This window comes from Pseudomonas vlassakiae (assembly GCF_014269035.2).
GTDB classification, from domain to species: Bacteria; Pseudomonadota; Gammaproteobacteria; order Pseudomonadales; family Pseudomonadaceae; genus Aquipseudomonas; species Aquipseudomonas vlassakiae.
On sequence record NZ_JABWRP020000030.1, the window covers coordinates 1 to 26,906 of the forward strand.

Here is a 26,906-nt window from a genome sequence, read left to right on the forward strand (position 1 = left end):
GCGCCGCGCGGGCGGCGCATCGCGGATAAATGCGCTCCTACCCGCCTTACCTCCCCAACCGCCACACCTTTACTCTTGCAAACCCAGCAAAAACCAGAATTTTCCCACCTCTCTATTCGAAGTCGTCTGAATAGCGTTCTGCCGCCCCTCGCCCTAAACTTGCCCCTCCCCTCCGGAAGGCGTCACCCATATGGAAATGCAATGGTGGATCTGGCTGGTCTTCGGTATCGGCCTGATCCTGCTCGAACTGGTCCTGCCCACGTTCTTCATCATCTGGTTCGGCATCGGTGCCGTGCTGGTCTCTCTCATCGCCCTGGCCGCCCCCGCCCTGCAACTGGATATGCAGGTGCTGCTGTGGGTGCTGTTCTCCTCGGTGACCACGTTCCTCTGGTTCAAGCTGTTCAAGCGCAAGCAACCGGACGTGCGCTGGACCGCCGACAGCGTGATCGGTGAGGTCGGGCTGCTGACCAGCAACGTCTCGCCCTTCCAGAAAGGCCGCGTGCGTTTCCAGAAGCCGCTGCTCGGCAACGAGGAATGGTCCTGCGTCGCCGACAGCGACATCCCGGCAGGCGAGCGTGTGCGGCTCGTCGCCATCGAAGGCAACACCGCCCGGGTCGTCCGGGCCTGAATTAGCATCTAAAAGGAAGTTTGCACCATGACCAGCCTCATCGTTGTCGGCGCCATCGCCCTGTTCGTCCTGATCACCGTGTTCAAGGGGGTGCGTATCGTGCCCCAGGGCGAGGAGTGGATCGTCGAGCGCCTGGGCCGCTACCACAGCACCCTCAAACCTGGCCTGAACATCGTCATCCCGTACATGGACGTAGTCGCTTACCGACTGCCGACCAAGGACATCATCCTCGACGTGCAGGAGCAGGAAATCATCACCAGGGACAACGCGGTGATCGTCGCCAACGCGCTGTGCTTCGCCAAGGTGGTCGACCCGCAGAAGGCCTCCTATGGCGTGCAGAACTTCTCGTTCGCCGTCACCAGCCTGACCATGACCTCGCTGCGCGCCATCGTCGGTGCCATGGACCTGGACGAAGCGCTGTCCAGCCGCGAACAGATCAAGGCGCGGCTACGTGAAGCGATGTCCGAGCAGACCGAAGACTGGGGCGTGACCGTGCGCTCGGTGGAGATCCAGGACATCAAGCCATCGCAGAACATGCAACTGGCCATGGAGCGCCAGGCGGCCGCCGAGCGTGAACGTAAAGCCGACGTGACCCGCGCCGAAGGGGCCAAGCAGGCGGCGATCCTCGAAGCCGAGGCGCGCCTGCAGGCCGCCAGGCTGGACGCCGAAGCACAGGTCAGCCTGGCCGAGGCTTCGGCGCAGGCGATCAGCCTGGTCAAGCAAGCGGTGGGCAACGAGACCGTGCCGGCCATGTACCTGCTGGGTGAGCGTTATGTCGGGGCCATGGAGAACCTGGCCAGCAGCGACAATGCCAAGGTCGTGGTATTGCCTGCGGATCTGCAGGAGACCGTACGTGGCCTGATGGGCCGCAACAAGGCTTGAACATTCCGGGGCTGCTTCGCAGCCCCAACCCCCGCCTGCGTCACTTCACCGCACCCTGCCATTTTTACCTATACTCCGCCGTACAATAGCGCCCACGATTCCTGACCGGATCTCTCCATGCCCCCACGTCGGCACATTGCCTGGATAGCCTGCCTTGCAGTGCTGTTCAACCTGCTGGCCATGCCGCTGTCTTCTGCTGCGCCCAAAAGCCCGGCCGAGCAGCTGCTGTGGGGGGCTTTCTGTTCCAGCATGGCCGGCAAGGCCAAGGCCGATGTCCAGGCCCTGGCCAAGATCGACCTCGGTACGCAAAGCGACCAGCACACCACCATGCAGCACTGCTGGTGCTGTTCGGGCGCTGCACCGCTGCTGGCCCTGCCGGGTTATCCGCCGCAGCTGCACAACCCGCCGACGCTGTTGGCCGGGCGCCAGCCACCACCCGCCAGTTACCAACCGACGCCGCGCCAGCTCTGGCCTGCGCTCAATCCCCGCGCCTCTCCGCTGGTCTGAGTTCTTCATGCTGTCAGCCTGAACCTCACTGATCGGAGACACACCATGCTCAAGCAAGCTCTTGTACTGGCTGCCCTGTTGCTGCCCGGCGCCTACGCCAACGCCCATGAATACAGCGTGGGCGACCTGCACATCGCTCACCCGTGGTCGCTGCAACTGCCGCCCAACGCTCCCAACGTCGCCGCCTATTTCGTCGTGCACAACAACGGCAAGGCCGATGACCGTCTGCTCAGTGTCGACAGCCCGATCAGCGATGACGCGCAACTGCATGAGCACGCCATGAGCGCCAGCGGCGCGATGAAGATGCAGCAGGTACAAAGCGTGGCAGTGCCCGCCGGCAAAGACCTGGTGTTCGCCCCCAGCGCATACCACGTGATGCTGATGCAGCCCAAGGACCGCAGCCTGCTTACCGACGGCAAGCGCTTCCCGCTGACCCTGCACTTCGAGAAAGCAGGTGACGTCACCGTGGAAGTGGCCGTACAGAAACAGGCACCGGCAGACCAGCCCCAGGCTCACGAACACGCGCACTGACCCTCGCTGACCGGCGCTCGCCAGCATGAGCCTGCCGCGCAACAGCTTCAGCAGTACCACCCGCCCTGAACGCAGGCGCGTCGGTGGCGGCTGGCTGAGCCTGTTCGCCATGTGGATGATCTTTATCGGCCCGCTGATTTCCCAGTCGATGCCGATGGACCACCACGCCGGCATGAGCATGCCGATGGACATGTCGATGTCCATGCCGGCCGAGCCTGCCGCAGGCGATAGCCATCACGGCCACGGCAACGACGGCCAGCTGCATGTGATGTGGGAGAAGTGCGGTTACTGCAGCCTGCTGTTCAACTGCCCCGCCCTGCCGCAAACCCTCAGCCCGCTCAGTGTCGCCAGCGCAGTTCCCCCCACCCTCCTCCCCGCGCCCACGCGCCAGGGCCATGCCCGGCAGGCCGTGTTCCCCGGTGCGCGCAGCCGCGCGCCGCCTCTTTCGATCAGCGTCTGACCCCCCGTTATCGCCCGGAGCCAGGAGGCTTCGCGCACACTCATGACTGATCGACTGGAATCATTATGTACGGCTGCACCCCTGTTTTAACGCCCTCCCTGCGAGGCACATTCGCCGCGCTGTGCGGCTCGCTGCTCGCGCCTGTGGCGCTGGCTGCCGCCCCTGGCCATGAAGGCCACGACGCCGAGCTGAGCCCGACGGTGATCACCGCGCTGGCACCCAGTTCGCCGCTGACCGTGGTCACCAACCCCAAGGACCCACGCCAACCCGTGCCGGCCAGCGATGGTGCCGACTACCTGAAGACCATTCCAGGTTTCTCGGCTATCCGCGCTGGCGGCACCAATGGCGACCCGGTGCTGCGCGGCATGTTCGGCTCGCGCCTGAACATCCTCACCAACGGCGGCGTGATGCTCGGCGCCTGCCCCAACCGCATGGACGCCCCGACCTCCTACATCGCCCCGGAAACCTACGACCGCCTGACCGTGATCAAAGGCCCGCAAAGCGTGATCTGGGGGCCAGGCGGCTCGGCGGGCACCATCCTCTTCGAACGCGAGCCGGAGCAGTTCGGCCCCCTCGGCAGCCGGGTCAACGCCAGCCTGCTGGCCGGCTCCAACGGCCGCTTCGACAAGGTGCTCGATGCGGCGGCCGGCAACCGCCAAGGCTATGCGCGCTTCGTCGGCAACCAGTCGCACTCGGACGACTACCACGATGGCAACGGCGACAGCGTGCCGTCGCGCTGGGAGAAATGGAACGGCGATGTGGCCCTGGGCTGGACCCCCGACCAGGACACATTGCTCGAACTCACTGCGGGCAAGGGTGACGGCGAGGCACGCTATGCCGGCCGCGGCATGGACGGCGCGCAGTTCAAGCGCGAAAGCCTGGGCCTGCGCTTTGAAAAGTCCAACCTCGGCGAGGTGCTCGACAAGGTCGAGGCGCAGGTCTACTACAACTACGCCGACCATGTGATGGACAACTACAGCCTGCGCACGCCCTCGGGCACCGGCATGATGGCCGGCCCCATGGCCGCCGCCGTCGACCGCCGCACCCTGGGTGCACGGGTCAAGGCCACTTGGCGCTGGGCGGACCTGCAACTGGTCAGCGGCATTGACGCGCAGACCAACGAGCACCGCGCACGCAGCGCCATGGGTATCGACACCTACAAGGACAAGCCCTGGGAGAAGGACGCCGATTTCCACAACTACGGCGCGTTCGGCGAACTGACCTGGTACGCCACCGCTGAAGATCGCCTGATCACCGGCGCCCGCCTGGACCGCGCCTCGGCCCGCGACTTCCGCGATGACAGCGTCACCAACGGCGACACCCGCGCCGACACGCTGCCCAGCGGTTTCATCCGCTACGAGCACGACCTGGCAGCGCTGCCGGCCACCACCTACATCGGCCTCGGCCACGCCCAGCGCTTCCCGGACTACTGGGAGCTGTTCTCCCCGGACCGTGGCCCTGCCGGCTCGGTGAACGCCTTCGACAGCATCAAGCCCGAGAAGACCACCCAGCTCGACTTTGGCATCCAGTACCGCGACGAGCGCCTGGACGCCTGGGCCTCGGGCTACGTCGGGCAGATTCGTGACTACATCCTGTTCGACTACCGCACCGGGATGATGGGCATGAGCAGCTCCCAGGCGCAGAACATCGACGCCCGCATCATGGGCGGCGAACTGGGCGCGGCCTACAAGCTCACCGAGCGCTGGAAGGCCGATGCCACCCTGGCCTACGCCTGGGGCAAGAACAGCAGCGACGGCAAGGCACTGCCGCAGATGCCGCCGCTGGAAAGCCGCCTGGGCCTGACCTACAGCCGCGACAGCTGGAGCGCCGGGGCCCTGTGGCGCCTGGTAGCAGCGCAGAACCGCATCGCCGAAAACCAGGGCAACGTGGTCGGCAAGGACTTCGACAAGAGCGCCGGCTTCGGCGTGTTCTCGCTTAACGGCGCCTACAAGGTGAACCGCAACCTCAAGCTCAGCGCAGGGGTCGACAACCTGTTCGACAAGACCTACGCCGAGCACCTGAACCTGGCCGGGAATGCCGGGTTCGGCTACCCGGCCAATGATCCACAGCCGGTGAACGAGCCAGGCAGGACCTTCTGGACCAAGGTCGATTTCAGCTTCTGACAACAACAACGGGCGCGGCTTCGGGCGCGCCCTTCAGCTGGTCAAACAGGAGGTTCCCATGAGCGGAACGCGCGTTTCCTTCTACAACCTGGCTTGGCGCTGGCACTTCTATGCCGGGCTGTTCGTCGCCCCTTTCATGATCCTGCTGGCGCTCACCGGGATCATCTACCTGTTCAAGCCGCAGCTCGACCCGCTGCTGTACCGTGACCTGATGGTGGTCGAAGCCGGTCACCACCGGCAGGGTGCCGACACGCTGCTGGCCGAAGTGCGGCAAGCCTACCCGAACGGCCATGTCGGCCAGTACCTGCCGCCGATCAATGCCGAGCGCAGCGCGCAGTTCGTCGTGCATGACGCTGGCCGCGAGCTGAACGTGTTCGTCGATCCGTACAGCGGCAAGATCCTCGGCGAGCAGGACGGCAAGCAGAACCTGCAGGCGATTGCCCGCGCGCTGCACGGCGAACTGATGGTCGGCACGGTCGGTGACCGTCTGGTGGAACTGGCCGCCGGCTGGGGCATCGTGCTGGTGGTATCTGGCCTGTACCTGTGGTGGCCACGCGGGCGCAACGGTGCCGGTGTACTGTGGCCACGCTTCGCGGCGAAAGGCCGAGTGTTCTGGCGCGACCTGCACGCAGTGACCGGGTTCTGGGGTTCTGCCCTGCTGTTGCTGATGCTGGTCAGCGGCATGACCTGGACCGGCCTGTGGGGCAAGCAGTACGCCAATCTGTGGAACCGCTTTCCGGCGGCCATGTGGAATGATGTGCCCAAGTCCGACCAACAAGCCCGTGAACTGAACAGCGCCCACCGCCAGACCGTGCCATGGGCGATGGAGAACACGCCGATGCCGCAATCCGGCGCCCATGCCGAGCATGCCGGGCACCCCATGATGGACAGTGCGCCGGCTGCGCCACAGGTGAGCCTGCAGCAGGTGCAAGACATCGCCACGGCGCGCCAGGTCGAGCCAGGCTACAGCATCACCGCACCGACCACTGCCGAAGGCGTTTATACCATCGCCGTGTTCGCCGATGACCCGCGCAACGACGCCACCCTGCATGTCGACCAATACACCGGCAAGGTGCTGGCCGATGTGCGCTGGCACGATTACAGCCCGGTGGCCCGGGCTACCGAGCTGGGCGTGATGCTGCATGAGGGCAAGATGTTCGGGGCGCTGAACCAGATCGTCATCCTGCTGGTGTGCCTGATGATCCTGCTGGGTTCGGTGAGCGGCCTGGTGATGTGGTGGAAGCGTCGGCCCGAGGGTGGCCTGGGTGTGCCGCCGCTGCGCCATGACCTGCCGCGCTGGAAGCCGGCGGTGGGGGTGATGCTGGTGCTGGGCCTGATGTTCCCGTTGGTGGGGGTGTCGATGGTGGTGATGTGGGTGGTGGATAGCCTGGTGGTGCGGCGCCGCCGCGTGCTGGCCAGCGCCTGAGTTTTCGCCTGCAGCGGCCTCTTCGCGGCTAAAGCCGTTCCTGCACGATCTGAACAGGTCTTGAATGCTGTGCAGTATCTGCAGGAGCGGCTTCAGCCGCGAAGAGGCCGGCACAGGTGAATGCTGCACCGCAAAAGTCGAGTCGATCTGTCGCGCCCCGATCTGGCACGAGCGTGTTAGCCTAGCCGGCTACCTCTGACAAGAAGACTGACCTTTCAAGGGAATGCCGCTTGATGACGCACACTTCTCCCAACGCGCCGGATGAGCCACATCTGCAGCGCAACCTGACCAACCGCCATATCCAGCTGATCGCCATTGGCGGGGCCATCGGCACAGGCCTGTTCATGGGCTCGGGCAAGACCATCAGCCTGGCCGGGCCGTCGATCATCTTCGTCTACATGATCATCGGCTTCATGCTGTTCTTCGTCATGCGCGCCATGGGCGAACTGCTGCTGTCGAACCTCAACTACAAGTCGTTCATCGACTTCTCCGCCGACCTGCTCGGCCCCTGGGCGGGCTACTTCACCGGCTGGACCTACTGGTTCTGCTGGGTAGTCACCGGCATCGCCGACGTGGTCGCGATCGCCGCCTACACGCAATTCTGGTTCCCTGACCTGCCCCAGTGGATACCGGCGCTGACCTGCGTGGCACTGCTGCTGTCGCTGAACCTGGTCACGGTGAAGATGTTCGGCGAGCTGGAGTTCTGGTTCGCCCTGGTCAAGATCGTCGCCATCCTCGGCCTGGTGGCCACCGGCCTGTACCTGGTGATCACCGGCTTCACTTCGCCGAGCGGGCGCACCGCGCAACTGGCCAACCTGTGGAACGACGGCGGCATGTTCCCCAATGGCCTGATGGGCTTCTTCGCCGGTTTCCAGATTGCCGTGTTCGCGTTTGTCGGCATCGAACTGGTGGGCACCACCGCAGCAGAAGCGAAGAACCCCGAGCGCACCTTGCCGCGGGCGATCAACTCGATCCCGGTGCGGATCATCGTGTTCTACGTACTGGCGCTGATCGCGATCATGGCAGTGACCCCATGGCGCGACGTGGTGCCGGGCAAGAGCCCGTTCGTGGAACTGTTCGTGCTGGCCGGCCTGCCGGCGGCGGCGAGCATCATCAACTTCGTGGTACTCACCTCGGCGGCCTCTTCGGCCAACAGCGGTGTATTCTCCACCAGCCGCATGCTCTACGGCCTGTCCCAGGAAGGCGATGCACCCAAGGCGTTCGAGAAACTGTCGAGCCGCTCGGTGCCGGCCAACGGCCTGTACTTCTCCTGCGTCTGCCTGCTGCTGGGTGCGGTACTGATCTACCTGGTGCCGAACGTGATCGAAGCCTTCACCCTGGTCACCACCGTGTCGGCGGTGCTGTTCATGTTCGTCTGGACGCTGATCCTGCTGTCGTACCTGAAATACCGCACGCACCGCGGTGCACTGCACCAGGCCTCGAAGTACAAGATGCCGGGCGGGCGGTTCATGTGCTACGTGTGCCTGGCGTTCTTCGCCTTCATCCTGGTGCTGCTGAGCCTGGAAGCCGATACCCGCTCGGCGCTGGTGGTGACGCCGATCTGGTTCCTGCTGCTGGCAGTGACCTATCAGGGCGTGCGTAGCCGTCGTCATCCGCGCTCGGCCGTGCGTAACGGCTGATGGTAAGGGGGCCGCTGTGCGGCCCCAATCCTGTGCACGCAAATCCACCAGGCACCACGCTGGACCTTGCAAACGCCCCAACACCTCGCACAACCCCTCTATTGCGCACCTTCCGCCGTTAGGCATACCCCTTGCAACGCCCTCCCCGCTTGGCCAACACCATAAAAAACTCAGCGGAGAGAGAGCACATGAAGCGTCGCAGTCTGATCAAGGCCTTTACCCTCAGCGCATCTATTGCCGCCATGGGCCTGAGCTGGAGCATCCAGGCCGCCGAGACCATCAAGGTCGGCATCCTGCATTCGCTGTCCGGGACCATGGCGATTTCCGAGACCTCGCTCAAGGACATGGCGCTGATGACCATCGACGAGATCAACGCCAAGGGCGGCGTGAATGGCAAGCTGCTCGAACCGGTGGTGGTCGACCCAGCCTCCAACTGGCCGCTGTTCGCTGAAAAGAGCCGCCAGCTGCTGACCCAGGACAAGGTCGCGGTGGTGTTCGGCTGCTGGACCTCGGTGTCGCGCAAGTCGGTGCTGCCGGTGTTCGAGGAGCTCAACGGCCTGCTGTTCTACCCGGTGCAGTATGAAGGTGAAGAAATGTCGCCCAACGTGTTCTACACCGGCGCCGCGCCCAACCAGCAGGCTATCCCGGCAGTGGAATACCTGATGAGCGAGGATGGCGGCAGCGCCAAGCGCTTCTTCCTGCTGGGCACCGACTACGTCTACCCGCGCACCACCAACAAGATCCTGCGCGCCTTCCTGCACAGCAAGGGCGTGGCCGACAAGGACATCGAAGAGGTCTACACCCCGTTCGGCCATGCCGATTACCAGACCATCGTCGCCAACATCAAGAAATTCTCCGCTGGCGGCAAGACCGCGGTCATCTCGACCGTCAACGGCGACTCCAACGTGCCGTTCTACAAGGAACTGGCCAACCAAGGCCTGAAGGCCACCGACGTGCCGGTGGTGGCCTTCTCGGTAGGCGAAGAAGAGCTGCGCGGCATCGACACCAAGCCGCTGGTAGGCCACCTGGCGGCATGGAACTACTTCGAGTCGGTGGATAACCCGGTCAACCAGAAGTTCGTCGCCGACTGGAAGGCCTATGCCAAGGCCAAGGGCCTGCCCGGCGCCGACAAGGCCGTGACCAACGACCCGATGGAAGCCACCTACGTGGGCATCCACATGTGGGCACAGGCCGCCGAGAAGGCCAAGTCCACCGATGTCGACAAGGTGCGCGAGGCGCTGGCCGGGCAGACCTTCAAGGCGCCGTCGGGCTTTACCCTGACCATGGACAAGACCAACCACCACCTGCACAAGCCGGTAATGATCGGCGAGATCCAGGATGACGGGCAGTTCAGCGTGGTCTGGGAGACCGAGCAGCCGCTGCGGGCGCAGCCTTGGAGCCCGTTCATTCCAGGGAACGACAAGCGGCCGGACTATGCGGTGAAAGGTAACTGAGTGCATTGGGGCTGCTTTGCAGCCCTTTCGCGGATGAATCCGCTCCTACGGGGTTCTTGTAGGAACGGATTCATCCGCGATGAATCCACCGCCGATTTCCAGGATTGCCCGCATGCTCAGACTGCTGCTCACCCTGCTCCTGCTGATCCCCCTGGCCACCCAGGCCGGCGAGGGCGAATTCTTCCTCACCGCCAAGCCCGCCGAGCAGGCCCGACTGCTCGAAAGCTGGGCGGCACAACCCGATGCCGCGCGCCTGCCGCTGCTGGACAACCTGCGCCAGGGCCGCATCGCCGCCGATGACACCCGCAAGGTGCGCCTGAACAACCGCCTGCGCAGCCTGATCGACAATGCCCTGGCCAGCCATCAGTTGCTCAGCGATGACAGCGCCACGCGCCTGGCCGCTGCCCAGCAACTGCAAAAGAGCGCGCAGCCAGCGCAGATGGCCTTCCTCGACCGGCGCTTCGCCAGTGAGCCGGACGCCGCCGTGCACGCTGCCCTCGGCCTGGCCCTGGCCAACCTGCAACTGGGCGCCAGCGAGCCAGCCGTGCGCCTGGCTGCGGTGCGCCTGCTCGGCGAAACCGGCGACCCGCTGGCCCGCACCCGCCTCGAAGCCTTGCTGCAGCCCGGCGCGGAAAGCGATCCGGGCGTACGCACTGCTGCTGAAACCAGCCTCGCCCAGGTCAAGCGCAAGCTGCTGGTCGGCGAGCTGCTCGGCCAGGCCTTCAGTGGCCTGTCGCTGGGCTCGATCCTGCTGCTGGCCGCACTGGGCCTGGCGATCACCTTCGGCCTGCTCGGGGTGATCAACATGGCCCATGGCGAGATGCTCATGCTCGGCGCCTACAGCACCTACATGGTCCAGGTGCTGCTGCAGCGTTACGCCCCCGGCGCCATCGAGTTCTACCCGCTGATCGCCCTGCCGGTGGCCTTTGCGGTCAGCGCCGGGGTCGGCATGGCCCTGGAGCGCACGGTGATCCGCCATCTCTACGGGCGCCCGCTGGAAACCCTGCTGGCGACCTGGGGCATCAGCCTGATCCTGATCCAGGCCATCCGCCTGCTGTTCGGCGCGCAGAACGTCGAAGTCAGCAACCCGGCCTGGCTGTCCGGCGGCATCCAGCTGCTGCCCAACCTGGTGCTGCCCTACAACCGCCTGGTGATCATTGGCTTCGCCCTCGCCGTGGTCCTGCTCACCTGGCTGCTGCTCAATCGCACACGCCTGGGCCTGAACGTGCGCGCCGTGACCCAGAACCGCAACATGGCAGCCTGCTGCGGCGTCTCCACCGGGCGCGTCGACATGCTTGCCTTCGGCCTCGGCTCGGGCATCGCCGGCCTGGGTGGCGTGGCCCTGAGCCAGGTCGGCAACGTCGGCCCGGACCTGGGCCAGAGCTACATCATCGACTCGTTCCTGGTGGTGGTGCTCGGCGGCGTCGGGCAACTGGCCGGCAGCCTCTGGGCAGCGTTCGGCTTAGGAATCGCCAACAAACTGCTGGAGCCGCAGATCGGTGCGGTGCTCGGCAAGATCCTCATCCTTGCGTTGATCATTCTGTTCATCCAGAAGCGCCCGCAAGGCCTGTTCGCCCTCAAGGGACGGGTAATCGACTGATGAACCAGCCACTGCTTGTCACCGCTACGCAAAAAGCCGGGCCACGGCTGTCGCTGGCCATCGGCGCGGTCGTCGTTCTGTTGCTGGTGGCCCTGCCGCTGCTGTCGCTGCTGCCGGCGGGCCACGCGCTGCAGGTCTCGGCCTACACCCTCACCCTGGTAGGCAAGATCCTGTGCTACGCCATCGTCGCCCTGGCCCTGGACCTGGTCTGGGGCTATGCCGGGCTGCTGTCGTTGGGCCACGGCCTGTTCTTCGCCCTCGGCGGCTACGCCATGGGCATGTACCTGATGCGCCAGGCGGCCGGCGACGGCCTGCCGGGGTTCATGACCTTCCTGTCGTGGACCGAACTGCCGTGGTACTGGGCCGGCACCCAGCACTTCGCCTGGGCCCTGTGCCTGGTGGTACTGGCGCCCGGTCTGCTGGCGCTGGTGTTTGGCTGGTTCGCCTTCCGCTCACGGATCAAGGGCGTGTACTTCTCGATCATGACCCAGGCGCTGACCTTCGCCGGTATGCTGCTGTTCTTCCGTAACGAAACAGGCTTCGGCGGCAACAACGGCTTCACCAGCTTCCGCACCATCCTCGGCTTCGACATCGCCGCGCAGGGCACCCGCGCGGTGCTGTTCCTGCTCACCGTCGGCCTGCTCCTGGCCAGCCTGTACCTGTGCTGGCGCCTGACCCAGAGCAAGTTCGGCCGCCTGCTCACCGCCGTGCGCGATGCCGAAAACCGCTTGATGTTCTGTGGCTACGACCCGCGCGGCTTCAAGCTGCTGGTATGGGTGCTCAGCGCCGTGCTGTGCGGCCTGGCCGGCGCACTGTATGTGCCACAGGTGGGCATCATCAACCCCAGCGAGATGTCGCCGACCAACTCCATCGAAGCCGCCGTGTGGGTCGCGCTGGGCGGGCGTGGCACGCTGATCGGCCCACTGCTCGGTGCCGGCCTGGTCAATGGCATGAAGAGCTGGTTCACCGTGGCGTTTCCCGAGTTCTGGCTGTTCTTCCTCGGTGCGCTGTTCATTCTCGTCACCCTGTACCTGCCCAAGGGCGTGGTCGGCCTGTTGAAGAAAAGGAGCCAGCCATGAGAGGCGTGCCCCCGGTCCACCCGGAATTCATGCTGGAACCTGTGTTCGACACCCTCGGCAGCGGCCGCGAGGCGATCGGCCTGGGCCAGAGCCGTAAGGCCGGCCTCGACACCCGCCACGGCACGGTACTGAGCCTGGAGGACATCAGCGTCAGCTTCGACGGCTTCAAGGCCCTCAATGCGCTGAACCTGTACATCGGCGTGGGCGAGTTGCGCTGCATCATCGGCCCCAACGGCGCCGGCAAGACCACGATGATGGACGTGATTACCGGCAAGACCCGCCCTGACACCGGCAGCGCCTTCTTCGGCGACACCCTCGACCTGACCCGCATGAGCGAATACCAGATCGCCCAGGCCGGCATCGGCCGCAAGTTTCAGAAGCCCACGGTGTTCGAAGCACTGACCGTGTTCGAGAACCTGGAGCTGGCGTTGAAGACCGACAAGTCGGTATGGGCCAGCCTGGCCGCGCGCCTGAGCGGCGATCAGCGCCAGCGCATCGAGGACGTGCTGACCACCTTGCGCCTGCTGCCCTTGGCCCAGCGCCAGGCGGGCCTGCTGTCGCACGGGCAGAAGCAGTTCCTCGAGATCGGCATGCTGCTGGTGCAGGAACCACAACTGCTGCTGCTCGACGAGCCGGTGGCGGGCATGACCGATGCCGAAACCGAATTCACCGCCGAGCTGTTCAAGGGCCTGGCCGGCAAGCACTCGCTGATGGTGGTGGAGCATGACATGGGCTTCGTCGGCAGCATTGCCGACCATGTCACCGTGCTGCACCAAGGCAGCGTGCTGGCGGAAGGGTCGCTGGAGCAGGTGCAGGCGGATGAGCGGGTGGTCGAGGTTTACCTGGGTCGCTGATCAATACCAAGGACAAGACATGCTGAAAATCGACACCCTGCATCAGTACTACGGCGGCAGCCACATCCTCCGCGGCCTGTCCTTCGAAGCCAAGGTCGGCGAAGTCACCTGCCTGTTGGGCCGCAATGGTGTGGGCAAGACCACCTTGCTGCGCTGCCTGATGGGCCTGGTGCCGGCCCGTGAAGGCAGCATCGAGTGGGAAGGCAAAACGATCACCACACTCAAGCCTCAGCAGCGGGTGCATGCCGGGATCGCCTACGTGCCCCAAGGCCGCGAGATCTTCCCGCGACTGACTGTCGAGGAAAACCTGCTGATGGGCCTGTCACGCTTCCCGGCCCGCGAGGCTCGGGAAGCACCTGCTTTCATCTACGAACTGTTCCCGGTGCTGGAGCAGATGAAGCAACGCCGCGGCGGCGACCTGTCCGGTGGCCAGCAGCAACAATTGGCCATTGGCCGGGCCCTGGCCAGCCGCCCGCGGTTGCTCATTCTCGACGAACCGACCGAAGGCATTCAGCCCTCGGTGATCAAGGAAATCGGCGCGGTGATCCGCCGTCTGGCCGAACGCGGCGACATGGCGATCCTGCTGGTCGAGCAGTTCTACGACTTCGCCGAAGAACTGGCCGACCAGTACCTGGTCATGGCCCGGGGCGAGATCATCCAGCGTGGCCGCGGTGAAAACATGCAAGCCGAAGGTGTGCGGGGGCTGGTAACCATTTAATCTGCATCCAACGACCCTGCGAGACGCTGTCATGAGTTACGAAATCCGCGATGCCCTGGCCACCGACGTGCCGGGCATCCTCGACATCTACAACGACGCCGTGCGTAACACCACGGCGATCTGGAACGAGAACCCGGTGGACCTGGCCAACCGCCAGGCCTGGTTCGAAGCACGGGCGCAGCAGGGTTACCCGATCCTGGTGGCCGTGGATGACACCGGCGTACTGGGTTATGCGTCGTTTGGCGACTGGCGGCCGTTCGAAGGTTTTCGCCTGACCGTGGAACACTCGGTGTATGTGCGCAGCGACCAGCGTGGCAAGGGCCTGGGCCCGGTGCTGATGGCGGCGCTGATCGAGCGCGCCCGTGGCTGCGGCAAGCATGTGATGGTCGCGGCCATCGAAAGCGGCAATGCCGCCTCGGTACGCCTGCATGAGCGGCTGGGCTTCGTGGTGAGCGGGCAGATGCCGCAGGTGGGGGTGAAGTTCGGCCGCTGGCTGGACTTGACCTTCATGCAGCTGGTGCTGAACCCGGGGGCGGAACCCCGCTGAGAGGGGTGTGGGCTGTGCTGGCCCCTTCGCGGGTAAACCCGCTCCTGCGGAATCGCACAAAGCCTGAGGGTTGTGCATTACCTGTGGGAGCGGGCATGCCGCGAAGAGGCCGGGCCTGCAAACCTTACATCTGGATGAATCTGCCCAGCCGCTGGCGCAGCATGCTGTTCTCGCTGCGCAGTTGCTGCACCTCCTGCAGCAGATCCAGCGCCAGCGCCACCCCTTCCCACTCCAGTTCCAGCTCCTTGTGCAGCTTCGCCGCGCGCTTGGCCAAAAGCGGCGCCTGATCGTCGAACAACCAGTCCTCCGGCGTACGCCCGGAAGGTTCGACAATGCCGTGCTCGACGATCTCGATCACGCAGTCAGCCGTGATATCGGCTTCCTGACACAGGGTACGCATGTCCAGTTGAACGATCAGGGTGCTGCTCATGATCATTTACTCCATTGTGTCCTCGGGTCGAACGCCGCTTTCTCGGAAAGCTGGGTCCACAGTTCACGGGTGGCAGCGTCGGATGCCGGCGGCATCACCACCTTCAGTTGCGCATAGAGGTTGCCGCGCTCGCCGTGCTTGTTCGCCAGGCCCATGCCCGGCACCCGCAGGCGCTGGCCGCTCTGGCTGTCGGGGCGGATGGTCAGGTTGATCTTGCCGGTCAGGGTCGGCACCGCCACCTTGGTGCCCAGGGCAGCCTCCCACGGCGCCAGCGGCACGGTGATGATCAGGTCATGGCCTTCGACATCGAACAGCGGATGCGGCGCCATGCGCACGGTCAGGAACAGGTCGCCGTTGGCACCACCGCCAACACCCGGGGCGCCCTGGCCCTTGAGGCGGATGCGCTCGCCGTCGGTGACCCCGGCGGGGATCTTCACGTTCAGGGTCTTGGTGGTGAACCCGGTGCGCTGGCCGGCCGCGTTGGTCTGCGGCACCTGGAAACTGATCTGCTTGGATTCCTTGCTGAGGGTTTCTTCCAGGAAGATAGCCAGTTCAAGTTCCACGTCCTGCCCCCGCCTGCCGGCACTGCGTTGTTGTTGCCGGCCGCCGCCACCGAACGGGTTACCGCCGCGAGCACCGAAGATCGAGCTGAAGAAGTCGGAGAAGTCGCCGCCTTCGAAGCCGCCGCCAGCGCCACCTGCGCCGCCACGGCTCTGCCAGCCCGGGGGCGCCTGGAACGGCCGGCCATGCTGGCCGCCGTACTTGCGGATTTCGTCGAACTCGGCGCGCTTCTGCGCGTCACCCAGCACCTCGTAGGCCTCGTTGGCCTCCTTGAATTTCTCCTCGGCGTCGCGTTCCTTGCTGACGTCAGGGTGATACTTGCGCGCCAGCTTGCGGTACGCGGCCTTGATCGCCTTCTCGTCCGCCGTGGGCTCTACGCCGAGTATCTTGTAGTAGTCTTTGAAGTCCATCTATGGATCACCAATGTGAATTTTCGTATTGCATCTGAAGATAGGGCTCAAGCATAGCCTTTCAAGTGCGCTTGGAGTTGCCTCAAGGCAGACGATCGGTCTTGATTCTGTAGCCAACTCGCATACACTGCGCGGCCGTTTTGCCTCCGGAAGCCTTTTCCCATGTCTGACGTATCGCCGGCCCGCGCCCTGGGCATCGACTTCGGCACCTCCAACTCCACGGTCGGCTGGCACCGCGAGGGCGCTTCGTCGCTGATCGCCCTGGAAGACGGCAAGATCACCCTGCCCTCTGTGGTGTTCTTCAACATCGAGGAGCGTCGCCCGGTGTACGGTCGCCTGGCGCTGCAGGAGTACCTGGAAGGCTACGAAGGCCGCCTCATGCGCTCGCTCAAGAGCTTGCTGGGCTCCAAGCTGATCAAGCACGACACCAGCGTGCTGGGCAGCGCCCTGCCGTTCAAGGACCTGCTCGGCATGTTCATCGGCGAGCTGAAAAAGCGTGCCGAGGCTGCCGCCGGTCGCGAATTCGAGCAGGTGGTACTGGGTCGCCCGGTATTCTTCGTCGATGAAGACCCGGCCGCCGACCAGGAGGCCGAGGACACCCTTGCCGAGGTGGCGCGCAAGATCGGCTTCAAGGACGTGTCGTTCCAGTATGAGCCGATTGCCGCAGCGTTCGACTACGAGTCGGGCATCAGCGCTGAAGAACTGGTGCTCATTGTCGATATCGGCGGTGGTACGTCGGACTTTACCCTGATCCGCCTGTCACCCGAGCGCCATCGGGTGGCCGAGCGCCAGAGCGACATCCTCGCCACTGGCGGTGTGCACATTGGCGGTACCGACTTCGACAAGCAGCTGAGCCTGCAGGGCGTGATGCCGCTGTTCGGCTACGGCAGCCGGATGAAGAGCGGCGCGCTGATGCCGACCAGCTACCACCTGAACCTGGCGACCTGGCATACCATCAACGCCTTGTACTCGCAGAAGTCGCAGCTGGCACTGGGCAGCATGCGCTATGACATCGAGGACACCCTGGGCATCGATCGCCTGTTCAAGCTGATCGAGGAGCGCGCCGGGCACTGGCTGGCGATGGAAGTGGAAGCCAGCAAGATCGAGCTGACCGAGCAGGACAGCCGCCGCGTCGACCTCAGCCGTATCGAGCGCGAGCTCGGTGTGGACCTGACCCGGGTGCTGTTCGAGGAGGCCATCGAAGGGCTGCTGGAACGCGTGCGCGGCAGTGTGACCGAGTTGCTGGCCAAGGCTGGTGTGAGCGCGGGCCAGGTGGATACGGTGTTCTTCACCGGTGGTTCGAGCGGTATTCCGGCATTGCGCAACAGTGTGTCGGCGATGCTGCCGAATGCGCAGCATGTGGAAGGCAACATCTTTGGCAGCATCGGTAGCGGGTTGGCCATTGAGGCCCGCAAGCGCTACGGCGCTGCCTGAGCCATTTTGGGGCTGCTTTGCAGCCCTTTCGCGACACAAGGCCGCTCCCACAGGATTACCTATAGCCCAGCAGCCATGGTGATCATGTGGGAGCGGCCTTGTGTCGCGAAAGGGCCGCAAAGCGGCCCCAGCGATCTGTCAGACCAGCTCGGCCCGCCGCAGCTCACTCTTCAGATAGGCGTAATAGACCGGCCCTGCCACCACCCCCGGCAAGCCGAACGCCGCCTCGAACACCAGCATCGCCAGCAACAGCTCCCAGGCCTTGGCACTGATCTGCCCGCCGACGATCTTAGCATTGAGGAAGTACTCGACCTTGTGGATCACGATCAGGTAGCCCAGCGCCGCCGCCGCCACCCAGATCGACAACGACATGCCGACGATGGTGATCAGGGTGTTGGACATCAGATTGCCAATGACTGGCAGTAGCCCGAGCAGGAAGGTCAGCACGATCAGTGTCTTGGTCAGCGGCAGGTGCACGCCGAACGACGGCATCACCACGGCGAGGAAGATGCCGGTGAACGCGGTGTTGAGCATCGAGATCTTGATCTGCGCGAAGACAATGTTGCGAAACGCCTGAACCAGCAGGTTCAGCCGCTCGAACAAGGCCGCCGCCAGGGGCTTGCGCCGGGAAATGTCGGGGATGCGCTGCAGGGCGATGATGGCGCCGAGGATCATGCCGATCAGCAGCGTCACGAACATGTGCGCCATGCCCTTGCCCACCAGCTGCAGGTCGCTCAGGTGGCTCTTGATCCAGTCACCGATGGCCACCTTGAACTCCGCCGCACTGGCCGGCAGGTAGGCTTCGATGAACGGAGGCAGCTGGCTGCGGGCGCGTTCGACCAAGGTCATGAACTTGTCGAGCGAGGCCCCGGGGTTCTCGGCTTCGTGCAGCAGGAAGCTGAAGGCACCGGCAATCAGCAGGGTCAGGACGCTGACCACCAGCACCCCCAACAGCGCCACCGCCAGCCAGCGCGCACGCTGCCCGGCGATCAGCGGTTGCAGGCGCGGGGTGAGCATGTTCACCAGCTCGAACACCAACAGGCCGGCCAGCAGGCTGGGCAGCAACTTCAGGGGTAGAGCTAGCAGCAGGCCGGCCATGACGATGATCAGGCTGGCCAGGGTAATCTGGCGGGGGGTGAAAGTCATACAGCCTCGACGGCAGACGGCGGGATTGCCCGCAGTCTGCCAGCCTTCAGCACACAGGCATAGGCGCAGGTCACTTCTTCTTCAGGCAGTCGCTCATGAACGCCTTGCGTTCGTCACCCTTGAGCGCCTTGGTGCTGGCGTCGGCGTTGCAGGTTTTCATCTTTTCCTGCTGCGACTGCGGCACATCCTTCTTCAGGCAGGTGCTCATGAACGCTTTGCGCTCATCGCCCTTGAGCGCCTTGGCCGTGGCGTCGGCGTTGCAGGTTTTCATCTTTTCCTGTTGCGCCGTGTTGGCGGCAAATCCTTGCGCACTGAACAACACAGCCAACACCAGCAAGGGCATGTGCAGCATTTTCATGGAGTGGTCTCCTTGACTCCGCGCCCGATGCACGGACATGTGCCTGAGTGTAGACAAGGTTTCTGACATTTTGCCTGGGCACCGATGGGCCTTCATGATGACCTTGGCCGGGCGCCATCCGGGCCACGCCAGTACGCGGCTAGAGCCCGGCTGCCTTGAGCCGCGCCGCATGTTCGGTGAACAGCCGCAGCGGCTCGGCCCCCTTGCCCACCGCGCCTAGCGACTGGTTGACGATGTCCAGGTGATCGAGCGGAAAGTCATCGCCGATCACCTGCCCCAGGTGCGAGCTGAAGCGCCCGACCATGCCGTCGCAATGGCCCTTTTCCCTGACGAAACTGCGCGCAAACAGCCGGCAGAAATAGCTGCTGCCGTCGAAGCGGTTGCGCCCCTGGTCGGTCAGCCCCGGTTGCAAGGTGCCGGACCAGGAGTAGTAGCGCACGCCATTCACTTCGTACGCGCCTTCCCCACCCCAGGTTTCCGGCAGCCCCTGTGGATAAGCCTGGTTGAACAGCGCCACGCCGGCACTGGTCAGGGCCTGATGCGAAGCATGCACGTCGACCGGCAGCGGGTCGCGCCGCCAGCCGGTTTCCAGCCATACCAGCAACACCGCCAGGCCATGCAGGACGGCCTTGAGCACGCGCCCCTGGGGTGAATCCCCAGGCGCCGAGCGCTCAAGGTGATCGGCCAGTTCCGAGCCATGGTTGGGCCCCGCCACCGAGGTGACCGAGGCGACCCGATCCGGCCGTTTGGCCGCCGCATAGCGTGCGTCAAGCGCCCCCTGGCTGTGGCCGATGAGGTTGACCTTGGCAGCACCGGTGCGCTGGCAGATGCCTTCGATGATCGCCAGCAACTGCTCACCGCGCACCTCATTGCAATGCACCGGCGAGACCTGCACCGGAAACACCTGGGCGCCGCCCTTGCGTAATGCCGGCACGATGCCGAACCAGTACGGATAGAGCAGCACCCGGACAAATCCGAGCATGCCCGGCACCAGCACCAACGGGTATCGCGTGGCCAACGCCTGCTGCATGGCTTGAACTCCTTTCCATGGACGACCAGCCAACACTAGCGCCGCTTCGATGACCACCGCAATCGAACTCCTGGCGCTTCGCAGGGTTCCAAGCCAAACAGACCCTTTGCAAGGAGCGGGACCATGTACAAGCAGACCCTGGCAATCCTTCTGGCAAGCGCGGCGCTGGCCGGCTGCAGCAACCGCCCGGAAAACCCGGTGGACTACGTCACCTTCCGCGACGAACCGCTGGTCAAGCAGGTGGAAAACGGCATGACCATGCAGAAGGTCATCGCCATTGGCGGCAGCCCGTCGAACGTGATCGACCTGCCGCACGGCGGGACCTGCAACGACTACATCCTCAACCGCGACGGCCACCAGCAGCCTTACTACGTGCGCTTCGACGCCACCGGCCATGTCGATGCCAAGGGCTTCAAGACTTGCAAGCAACGAGAAGAGGACAGCAAAGCCGCCCATGGCGCTTGAGCGTCCCGCCAACCGTGACCACCCGACCTGATCTGTTTGGAGATAACCATGAGCAACGTTGAACTGACCGATGTGCAAACCCTGCGCGAACGTGCCCGTCAGCATGTCGAGCAAGGCGCGGTGACCGAGGGCTACCACGCCGACCGCCAGGAAATCCTGCGCCTGCTCAACGAGTCGCTGGCCACCGAGCTGGTCTGCGTGCTGCGCTACAAGCGCCATTACTTCATGGCCAGCGGGATCAAGGCCAGCGTGGCGGCCAGCGAGTTCCTGGAGCATGCCAACCAGGAAGCCGAACATGCCGACAAACTGGCCGAACGCATCGTGCAGCTGGGCGGCGAGCCGGACTTCAACCCGGACAACCTCAGCAAGAACTCCCACGCCCAGTACGTGGCAGGCAATTCGTTGAAGGAGATGGTGCTGGAGGACTTGGTCGCAGAGCGGATTGCCATCGACAGCTATCGCGAGATCATTCAGTACATTGGCGATAAAGACCCCACTACCCGGCGGATCTTCGAAGACATCCTGGCCCAGGAAGAAGAGCACGCGGACGACATGTCCGACCTGCTTCAGGGGTTGTAATTACTGGGGGCCGCCATGCGGCCCCTTGCTATTTCTGCTTTTTCACCGCAGCCGGCGCCTTGCCGGCTTTCATCTGCTGCAGCAGCGGCGTGCACTGGTTGGGCTCGTCACCACTGCTGGGCGCTACCAGCGCCAGCAACCCGGCAGCCGGCCCGGCCACCACCCCCAACGCCACCATTCCTGCCCCGCGCAGCGCCAGCGGCACCGCCTGCACACCGGCATTCGGCTTGACGAACGGCCCGCGCACGTACAGCGGCGAGCGCAGCGAGAACAAGCGCAGCCCCTTGGACTCCGGGGTGACCTTCAAGTCGAGCTGCTCACTGGCAAAGTTGGCCGTGCCGTTGATGTAGATGATCGCGTTCTCGGTGTCGAAGATGAACAACCGCGTGGTCGCCAGCCCGTCCTTGATCCCGACATCGGCCGCCGCGCAGTTGATCTTCACGTCCTCGTCACCAAACAGTTTGCCGACCACGTAGTTGCCGACATTCAGCCCGGCGATCTCCATCAGGCTGCGGCTGATGGCGCCATCGTTGATCAACATGCGCAGGTTGCCATTGGCCGTGCCCAGCAATGCCGCCACCGAGTTGCCACGCCCACTGATGTCGGCATCGCCGTTCAACTCGCCGAAGCTGGTCTGCATCGGCGCAAAGGTGGGGAACAGCTCTTTGAGCTTGAAGCCACGCGCTGTCAGTTGGGCACGCCCCTGCAGCGGCACGTTGCGGCCGTCCAGGCGAATGTTGGAAGCCAGGCTGCCACCGGCTACGCCAAAGCGCAGCGGCTCCAGGCGCAGCAGGCCATCGTCGAGGATCACGTGGGCGGACAGGTCGTTGAATGGCAGCTTTTCGCTGTGCACGATGCGCTTGCCGGCAAAGGTGACGTCGGCGTCCATGGCCCGCCAGCGCTCGGTGCGGAACTCTTCAACCGGCAGCACCTTGTCGGCCGGCTGTTTGCTGGCACCGCCGCGAGCTTTCTGCTCGGTGTTGGAGTCGGCACCGATCAGCGGCGCCAGGTCGTTGAACAGCAACTGGTTGGACACCAGGTTGCCGGAGAGCCTGGGACGTGGCTGGCTGGCGACGAAGGCCAGGTCGCCATGGATGTCGCTGTCGCCGATCTTGCCGTTGAAGCCCTGGTAATTGAAGGTCGCGCCTTCGGCGGCATGCAGGTTGGCGCTGAGCCGGCCGTCGGTTGAATAGGCTGGGGTGTCGGGCAGCGTCACGCCGGTCAACGGGTAGAGGTTGCCCAGGCTGGCACCGGACAGGCGCAGGCGCAGGTCCAGCGCGCCGAGGTTGCGCGGGTCGGTCAGGGTACCGGCGAGCACGACATGGGTATCGGCAATGTGCACATCGGCCTGCAGCGGGAAAGGCTGGCTGGCGTCCTGCAGCGCCAGCAGGCCGCCGATCTTGCCGGTACCGGACACCGGTTGGCCTTTGTAGCGGCCTTGGGCCTTGAGCCCGAAAGCATAATCCTGCGCGCCGCCGGCCTTTTCGGCGCTGGCCTTGCCGACGATTTCACTGAACGGGATCGGTTTGCCCAGCGGGTCGATCTGCACCTTCATGCTGGTCTTCAGCGTCTGGTCATCGAAGCTGACATTGCCCTGGTCAAAGCCGATGGCACCGATGTCCAGCTGCCAGCTGGACGGTTCCTCGTTCTCGTCCCTGGGCCCGAAGTCGAACGTCCAGTTGGCGCGGCCATCCGCCAGGCGCGTAAGGCTGGCGGTGGGTTTGGTCAGGTCGATGCGCGGGATGCTGATGCGCTGGAATACCAGTGGCAACGGCGCCAGGCGGAACTCCACGCGCTCCAGGCCGACCATCTGCGGCTCCTTGAGCCAGTCAGGGTTGCCCAGGGTCAGGTCTTCGGCGATGAAGTGTGGCCACGGCACCCAGGCGCGCCAGCCGCCTTCTTCCGGCTCGGTACGCCAGTGCACGGCGAGGTTGCCATTGATCGCGAACGGCCTGTGCAAGGCCTCGGATACCTTGTCGTTGAGTAGCGGCTTGACGCGGTTCCAGTCGAAGGTGGCGATGATCACCACCAGGATCGCCAGCAGGGTGAACAAGGTGGCTAGGGTCCAGACGAAAATTCTGGCGGGACGCGTCATTGCGTGATTCTCCTGACGGCATGGCACAAAGCAGGCGTAACGGTGGCACTCAGTATCTGGGACTGATGAAAACCCGCTGGGTTTTATCGCAAACGGCCATCATAGCGAGTTTTGTCGGGTTTCTTGCTCGGCTCTTGCGCTCATCCCAGGCATTCCGGCGCCTCGATCCATTACCGGCAAATTGCCGCAACACACCCTCAAACACCTGAGATAGAGACCTCCGCCGAAGCTATCAATAGCGTCGATTGTTACCATTACCCGTATGAACTTCTCTCTGGCGTCACCGGGCGTAGCATTGGCCTCGTACCCACTTTCCAGCCCCCGAGAGGAGCACCGAATCATGAAACGCACCCTGCTGACCCTGACCCTGTCGATCCTTGCGGCCAACGCCTTCGCTGTGCCAGCTGCCGACCAGCACCTGACCGCCGAATCGCGTTCCAGCGCTGCTGAAATCGCCCAACCGCTTAAAACCGTCGCCGAAGGTGGCTCGGATCGTCTGATCGAACGCTCTGGCCGTGTAGCCGAAGGTGGCTCCGATCGCCTGATCGAACGCTCTGGCCGTGTAGCCGAAGGTGGCTCCGATCGCCTGATCGAACGCTCTGGCCGTGTAGCCGAAGGTGGCTCTGACCGCCTGATCGAACGCTCTGGCCGTGTAGCCGAAGGTGGCTCTGACCGTCTGATCGAACGCTCTGGCCGTGTAGCCGAAGGTGGCTCTGATCGTCTGATCGAACGCTCGGGCCGTGTGGCCGAAGGTGGCTCGGACCGTCTGGTTGAACTCAGCCATGTGAGCTGATCGCCATGGCCGAAAAGAACAATCTCTGTCACACCGCTTGCTCCCCTCCCAGCCCGGTCCATTGACCGGGCTTCGTTTTTTTATCTAGAGTGCCCAGCCTCACCGTCACAGAAGCCCGCCCCATGCTGCCGCGCGCCGAACAGAAGCTACAGACCCGCCAGGCCCTGCTGGACGCCGCCTGCCAGCTCATGGAGAGCGGCCGTGGCTTTGGCAGCGTGAGCCTGCGCGAAGTGGCCAAGGCGGCAGGCATCGTGCCTACCGGTTTCTATCGGCATTTTTCCGACATGGACGCCCTGGGCCTGGCGCTGGTCGCCGAGGTCGACGCCACATTCCGCCAGACCATCCGCCTGGTGCGGCAAAACGAATTCGAGCTTGGCGGCATCACCGATGCTTCCGTGCGCATCTTCCTCGACGTGGTCGCCGCCCACCGCGCCCAGTTCCTGTTTCTCGCCCGCGAGCAATACGGCGGCTCGCAAGCCGTGCGCCAGGCCATCGCCCGCCTGCGCCAGGACATCAGCGACGACCTGGCCACGGACCTGGCGCGGATGAAGCGCTGGCAACACCTGGACACCGCCGCGCTGGCGGTGATGGCCGACCTGGTGGTGAAGACCGTGTTCGCCACCCTGCCGGAGCTGATCGACAGCCCGGAGCCGGGTTATCCACAGGCGCTGAGCGCCCAGGAAAAGATCACCCAGCAACTGCGCTTCATCTTCGTCGGCGCGCGCCACTGGCAAGGGCTGGGCAACCCACAACCCTAGTTCTGCTACCATGGCGCCCTGCCCGAATGCGACGAGCGCCAACATGCCCAACCCCCACCCCAACCAGCCCGAACTGGCCCGCTTCAACCAGCACTTCGCCGAACGCATCGTGCCGCTGTGGCAAGGCCCGGGCTGGAACGCCGACATGGCCCTGCCCTACGAGGCCCTCGACGCCCAGCACCGTCCGTTGCCGGTGCAGCGCTACCGGGCCATGGCCTGTGCCCGTCAGCTGTACCTGTTCAGCAGCCGTATCGAGCAACCGGGGGCGGCCGAGCGGGCGGCGGCGCTGTTCCGTTCGTTGCAGAAGCACTTCCACGATGCCGAGCATGGCGGCTGGTTCTACAGCATCGACGCCGAGGGCAAGCCGCTGGACCGGCGCAAGGACCTGTACACCCACGCCTTCATCGTGTTTGCCTGCGCGCACTACTGGGGCAAGGTCGGCGAAGGGCTGGTGGAAGCCACCCTCAATGCCGCCCTGGAAGTGGTCGACGAGCAATTCGCCCGGGATGATGGCCTGTACGAAGCCAGCCTTGGCGAAGACTGGGCCGACCTCGGCAGCGGCCCGCTGCAGAACCCGCAGATGCACCTGGCCGAGGCCTTCCTGCAAGTGCTGGCGGTACGCGAGGACGAGCACGTGCAGCAGTCGCTGCTGCAACTGTGCACAGCCCTGCAGGAACACTTCATCGAGCCGCAACATGGGCTCATGCTGGAGAAGCCGCTCGGCGCCGTGGATAACTGGTTCGAGCCGGGGCATCAGTTCGAATGGTATTACCTGCTGGAAACCTCGCCACTGCTGCGAGGCACGCCGCTGCATGCGTCGCTCGAGCGGGCCTTCGGCTATGCCGAGTTGTGCGGGGTGAACAACGCGGCGGTGCTGGCCATGCTCGATGCAGACGGCAACGTGCTCGATGCGACCCAACGGATCTGGGCGCAGGCGGAATACCTGCGGGCCTTGGCATTGCGCTCGGGGAATGAGGCGAAGCTGCTGGTCCAGTTGAAGGCGATGGAACAGCAGTTTCTGCATACCGGTGGCTGGTATGAATGCCGGGATGGTGAAGGGGCGGTGAGCCGGCATGACATGCCGTCGACTACGCCTTATCACCTTGCTACCTGCCTGGAAGGTTTGCAGCGCCTGAGCTGACACCTCCCCTGTGGGAGCGGCCTTGCGTCGCGAAAGGGCTGCAAAGCAGCCCCAGCAATTTATGCATTTGCGCTGAAACCGCGGGGCTGCTGCGCAGCCCTTTCGCGACGCAAGGCCGCTCCCACAGGTCTGGTGGCAGGGCCCTCGGATCAGTCCCTGGTAGAGCGGTCGATCGACAGCCCCGCGAAGTCCTGGCGCACCGGCATCAGCTCAAGGCTGTTGATGTTGATGTGCGCCGGCTGGTTGAGGATCCAGAAGATGGTCTCGGCGATGTCCTGCGGCTGGATCGGCTCAGCCCCGGCATAGGTGGCGTCATACTTGGCCTGGTCACCGCCATGGCGCACCAGCGAAAACTCGCTTTCGCACAGGCCCGGCTCGAGGTTGCTCACCCGCACGCCAGTGCCGCGCAGGTCGCAGCGCAGGCTCAGCGAGAACTGGCCGACAAAGGCCTTGGTGCCGCCATACACGTTGCTGCCCGGGTACGGGTAGTTGCCCGCTACCGAACCCACGTTGAGGATCGACGCACCACGGCCGTAGGCGATCAGACGTGGCAGCAGCAGGCGGGTGGTGTACATCAGGCCTTTGATGTTGGTGTCGACCATGGTCTCCCAATCGTCCAGGCTGCAGTTCTGCGCTGCGTCCACACCCAGCGCCAGGCCGGCGTTGTTGACCAGGCCGCGAAGCTTCTCGAAGCCGGCCGGCAGGTTGGCCACGGCTTGCTCCATGGCTTTGCGGTCACGCACGTCGACAACCAGGCCGTGCACGTCGGTCTTGGCCGACAGTTCGGCACACAGGGCATCCAGGCGATCCTTGCGACGGCCGGTGAGTATCAGCTTCCAGCCGGCTTCGGCAAAGCGGCGAGCGGTGGCCTCGCCAAAACCGGAAGTCGCGCCGGTAATGAATACGGTGGATGTCATGCTCGATTCCTCACGGTAGGTTTTCCTAGACAGCTTTGCAGCATGCCCGCGACGCGCCTTTGCAGCAAGCCGTCGAGGTCGCTGTTCATTTTTTGATCATGTGCTTCAAACCCTTGTGGCAGAGGGCTCGACGCCAGCTATACGCATGTTATCCACAAGGCTTTCCCCACGGATTGGGGGCAACTTGTCGCCTGCGCGGAACCCTTTCAGCTTGCCAGGGTCGGTGGATAGCTTTCCGGTGATGGCGCAACGCTTTCAAGCATGCCGCCTACAGCGGTCTGTCCAATGCTTTTTCACAGAGTTATCCACAGGAAAACAAGCGCAATCCAAAGGCGTTCAC

At 64.4% G+C, this 26,906-nt stretch carries 27 protein-coding genes; 20 read left to right on the plus strand and 7 right to left on the minus strand.

The genetic code is table 11. The features are described from left to right. Positions 1-190 precede the first annotated feature (190 nt). From HU738_RS24665 to HU738_RS24730, 14 genes are all read left to right on the plus strand, one after another. Positions 191-628: an NfeD family protein gene (locus tag HU738_RS24665; RefSeq protein ID WP_186604737.1), complete on the plus strand. Its 438-nt coding sequence runs from the start codon at positions 191-193 to the stop codon at positions 626-628. Between the two features lie 27 nt (positions 629-655). Further along, positions 656-1,510 carry an SPFH domain-containing protein gene (locus HU738_RS24670; RefSeq protein ID WP_176509664.1) on the plus strand — a complete coding sequence of 285 codons (855 nt, stop codon included), beginning with the start codon at positions 656-658 and terminating at the stop codon, positions 1,508-1,510. Positions 1,511-1,627: 117 nt separating this feature from the next. Then, positions 1,628-2,017 (plus strand): DUF2946 domain-containing protein, encoded by a 390-nt coding sequence (locus HU738_RS24675; RefSeq protein WP_176509665.1) that lies wholly within the window; start codon positions 1,628-1,630, stop codon positions 2,015-2,017. 45 nt (positions 2,018-2,062) lie between these two features. Continuing rightward, entirely contained in the window at positions 2,063-2,548 is a 486-nt protein-coding gene (locus tag HU738_RS24680; protein WP_186604735.1) for a copper chaperone PCu(A)C, read from the plus strand. Between the two features lie 25 nt (positions 2,549-2,573). After that, positions 2,574-3,008, plus strand: coding sequence for a DUF2946 domain-containing protein (locus tag HU738_RS24685; protein WP_186604733.1), 435 nt, complete (start codon positions 2,574-2,576; stop codon positions 3,006-3,008). A 65-nt stretch (positions 3,009-3,073) separates the two neighbouring features. Beyond that, a complete protein-coding gene (locus HU738_RS24690; protein ID WP_186604731.1) occupies positions 3,074-5,131 on the plus strand; it encodes a TonB-dependent copper receptor in 2,058 nt (685 codons plus the stop codon). A gap of 58 nt (positions 5,132-5,189) precedes the next feature. After that, positions 5,190-6,557, plus strand: a complete 1,368-nt coding sequence (locus HU738_RS24695) for a PepSY-associated TM helix domain-containing protein (protein ID WP_186604729.1) — start codon at positions 5,190-5,192, stop codon at positions 6,555-6,557. A gap of 233 nt (positions 6,558-6,790) precedes the next feature. Next, the gene (gene cycA / locus HU738_RS24700; protein ID WP_186604727.1) at positions 6,791-8,197 is read left to right on the plus strand and encodes a D-serine/D-alanine/glycine transporter; all 1,407 of its coding nucleotides are present in this window, start codon (positions 6,791-6,793) and stop codon (positions 8,195-8,197) included. Between the two features lie 188 nt (positions 8,198-8,385). Then, positions 8,386-9,651, plus strand: coding sequence for an urea ABC transporter substrate-binding protein (gene urtA, locus HU738_RS24705; RefSeq protein ID WP_079229882.1), 1,266 nt, complete (start codon positions 8,386-8,388; stop codon positions 9,649-9,651). A gap of 79 nt (positions 9,652-9,730) precedes the next feature. Beyond that, positions 9,731-11,251 (plus strand): urea ABC transporter permease subunit UrtB, encoded by a 1,521-nt coding sequence (gene urtB, locus HU738_RS24710; RefSeq protein WP_437182041.1) that lies wholly within the window; start codon positions 9,731-9,733, stop codon positions 11,249-11,251. Then, positions 11,251-12,330 (plus strand): urea ABC transporter permease subunit UrtC, encoded by a 1,080-nt coding sequence (urtC, locus tag HU738_RS24715; RefSeq protein WP_186604723.1) that lies wholly within the window; start codon positions 11,251-11,253, stop codon positions 12,328-12,330. Before urtB ends, urtC begins: the two co-directional genes overlap by 1 nt. Further along, on the plus strand, positions 12,327-13,184 hold the full coding sequence (gene urtD, locus HU738_RS24720) for an urea ABC transporter ATP-binding protein UrtD (protein WP_178075560.1): 858 nt from the start codon (positions 12,327-12,329) through the stop codon (positions 13,182-13,184). The genes urtC and urtD overlap by 4 nt, the downstream gene beginning before the upstream one ends. A gap of 19 nt (positions 13,185-13,203) precedes the next feature. Continuing rightward, positions 13,204-13,902, plus strand: a complete 699-nt coding sequence (gene urtE, locus HU738_RS24725) for an urea ABC transporter ATP-binding subunit UrtE (RefSeq protein WP_186604721.1) — start codon at positions 13,204-13,206, stop codon at positions 13,900-13,902. A 31-nt stretch (positions 13,903-13,933) separates the two neighbouring features. Next, positions 13,934-14,449 (plus strand): GNAT family N-acetyltransferase, encoded by a 516-nt coding sequence (locus tag HU738_RS24730; RefSeq protein ID WP_186604719.1) that lies wholly within the window; start codon positions 13,934-13,936, stop codon positions 14,447-14,449. Between the two features lie 124 nt (positions 14,450-14,573). Here HU738_RS24730 and HU738_RS24735 read toward each other — a convergent pair whose 3' ends face one another. Both HU738_RS24735 and cbpA read right to left on the minus strand, forming a co-directional pair. Continuing rightward, positions 14,574-14,879: a chaperone modulator CbpM gene (locus HU738_RS24735; RefSeq protein ID WP_186604717.1), complete on the minus strand. Its 306-nt coding sequence runs from the start codon at positions 14,877-14,879 to the stop codon at positions 14,574-14,576. 2 nt (positions 14,880-14,881) lie between these two features. Continuing rightward, the gene (gene cbpA / locus HU738_RS24740) at positions 14,882-15,850 is read right to left on the minus strand and encodes a curved DNA-binding protein (protein ID WP_176510251.1); all 969 of its coding nucleotides are present in this window, start codon (positions 15,848-15,850) and stop codon (positions 14,882-14,884) included. 162 nt (positions 15,851-16,012) lie between these two features. Between cbpA and HU738_RS24745 the strand changes: the two genes are divergently transcribed. Further along, entirely contained in the window at positions 16,013-17,284 is a 1,272-nt protein-coding gene (locus HU738_RS24745) for an Hsp70 family protein (RefSeq protein ID WP_186604715.1), read from the plus strand. A 138-nt stretch (positions 17,285-17,422) separates the two neighbouring features. On the opposite strand, the gene HU738_RS24750 is transcribed toward HU738_RS24745, so the two are convergent. The 3 genes from HU738_RS24750 to HU738_RS24760 all read right to left on the minus strand — a co-directional run bounded on the left by HU738_RS24750 (position 17,423) and on the right by HU738_RS24760 (position 19,818). Then, entirely contained in the window at positions 17,423-18,430 is a 1,008-nt protein-coding gene (locus tag HU738_RS24750) for an AI-2E family transporter (RefSeq protein ID WP_186604713.1), read from the minus strand. Between the two features lie 70 nt (positions 18,431-18,500). After that, positions 18,501-18,788 (minus strand): PsiF family protein, encoded by a 288-nt coding sequence (locus HU738_RS24755; RefSeq protein WP_176510248.1) that lies wholly within the window; start codon positions 18,786-18,788, stop codon positions 18,501-18,503. Positions 18,789-18,927: 139 nt separating this feature from the next. Then, complete coding sequence (locus tag HU738_RS24760; RefSeq protein ID WP_186604711.1) at positions 18,928-19,818, minus strand: esterase/lipase family protein; 891 nt, start codon at positions 19,816-19,818, stop codon at positions 18,928-18,930. A gap of 123 nt (positions 19,819-19,941) precedes the next feature. On the opposite strand from HU738_RS24760, the gene osmE reads away from it, so the two are divergent. Both osmE and HU738_RS24770 read left to right on the plus strand, forming a co-directional pair. Continuing rightward, positions 19,942-20,283, plus strand: coding sequence for an osmotically-inducible lipoprotein OsmE (gene osmE, locus HU738_RS24765; protein WP_054887835.1), 342 nt, complete (start codon positions 19,942-19,944; stop codon positions 20,281-20,283). 48 nt (positions 20,284-20,331) lie between these two features. Beyond that, complete coding sequence (locus HU738_RS24770) at positions 20,332-20,862, plus strand: ferritin-like domain-containing protein (RefSeq protein ID WP_060510601.1); 531 nt, start codon at positions 20,332-20,334, stop codon at positions 20,860-20,862. 28 nt (positions 20,863-20,890) lie between these two features. On the opposite strand, the gene HU738_RS24775 is transcribed toward HU738_RS24770, so the two are convergent. After that, positions 20,891-22,957: an AsmA family protein gene (locus tag HU738_RS24775; RefSeq protein WP_186604709.1), complete on the minus strand. Its 2,067-nt coding sequence runs from the start codon at positions 22,955-22,957 to the stop codon at positions 20,891-20,893. A gap of 340 nt (positions 22,958-23,297) precedes the next feature. Here HU738_RS24775 and HU738_RS24780 point away from each other — a divergent pair, with 340 nt between their 5' ends. From HU738_RS24780 to HU738_RS24790, 3 genes are all read left to right on the plus strand, one after another. Next, on the plus strand, positions 23,298-23,750 hold the full coding sequence (locus tag HU738_RS24780; RefSeq protein WP_217871510.1) for a phage infection protein: 453 nt from the start codon (positions 23,298-23,300) through the stop codon (positions 23,748-23,750). A gap of 122 nt (positions 23,751-23,872) precedes the next feature. Next, positions 23,873-24,508 carry an HTH-type transcriptional repressor FabR gene (gene fabR, locus HU738_RS24785; RefSeq protein ID WP_176510373.1) on the plus strand — a complete coding sequence of 212 codons (636 nt, stop codon included), beginning with the start codon at positions 23,873-23,875 and terminating at the stop codon, positions 24,506-24,508. A 43-nt stretch (positions 24,509-24,551) separates the two neighbouring features. Beyond that, the gene (locus tag HU738_RS24790) at positions 24,552-25,649 is read left to right on the plus strand and encodes an AGE family epimerase/isomerase (RefSeq protein WP_186604705.1); all 1,098 of its coding nucleotides are present in this window, start codon (positions 24,552-24,554) and stop codon (positions 25,647-25,649) included. 149 nt (positions 25,650-25,798) lie between these two features. On the opposite strand, the gene HU738_RS24795 is transcribed toward HU738_RS24790, so the two are convergent. Further along, a complete protein-coding gene (locus HU738_RS24795; protein WP_186604703.1) occupies positions 25,799-26,566 on the minus strand; it encodes an SDR family oxidoreductase in 768 nt (255 codons plus the stop codon). Positions 26,567-26,906 lie beyond the last annotated feature (340 nt).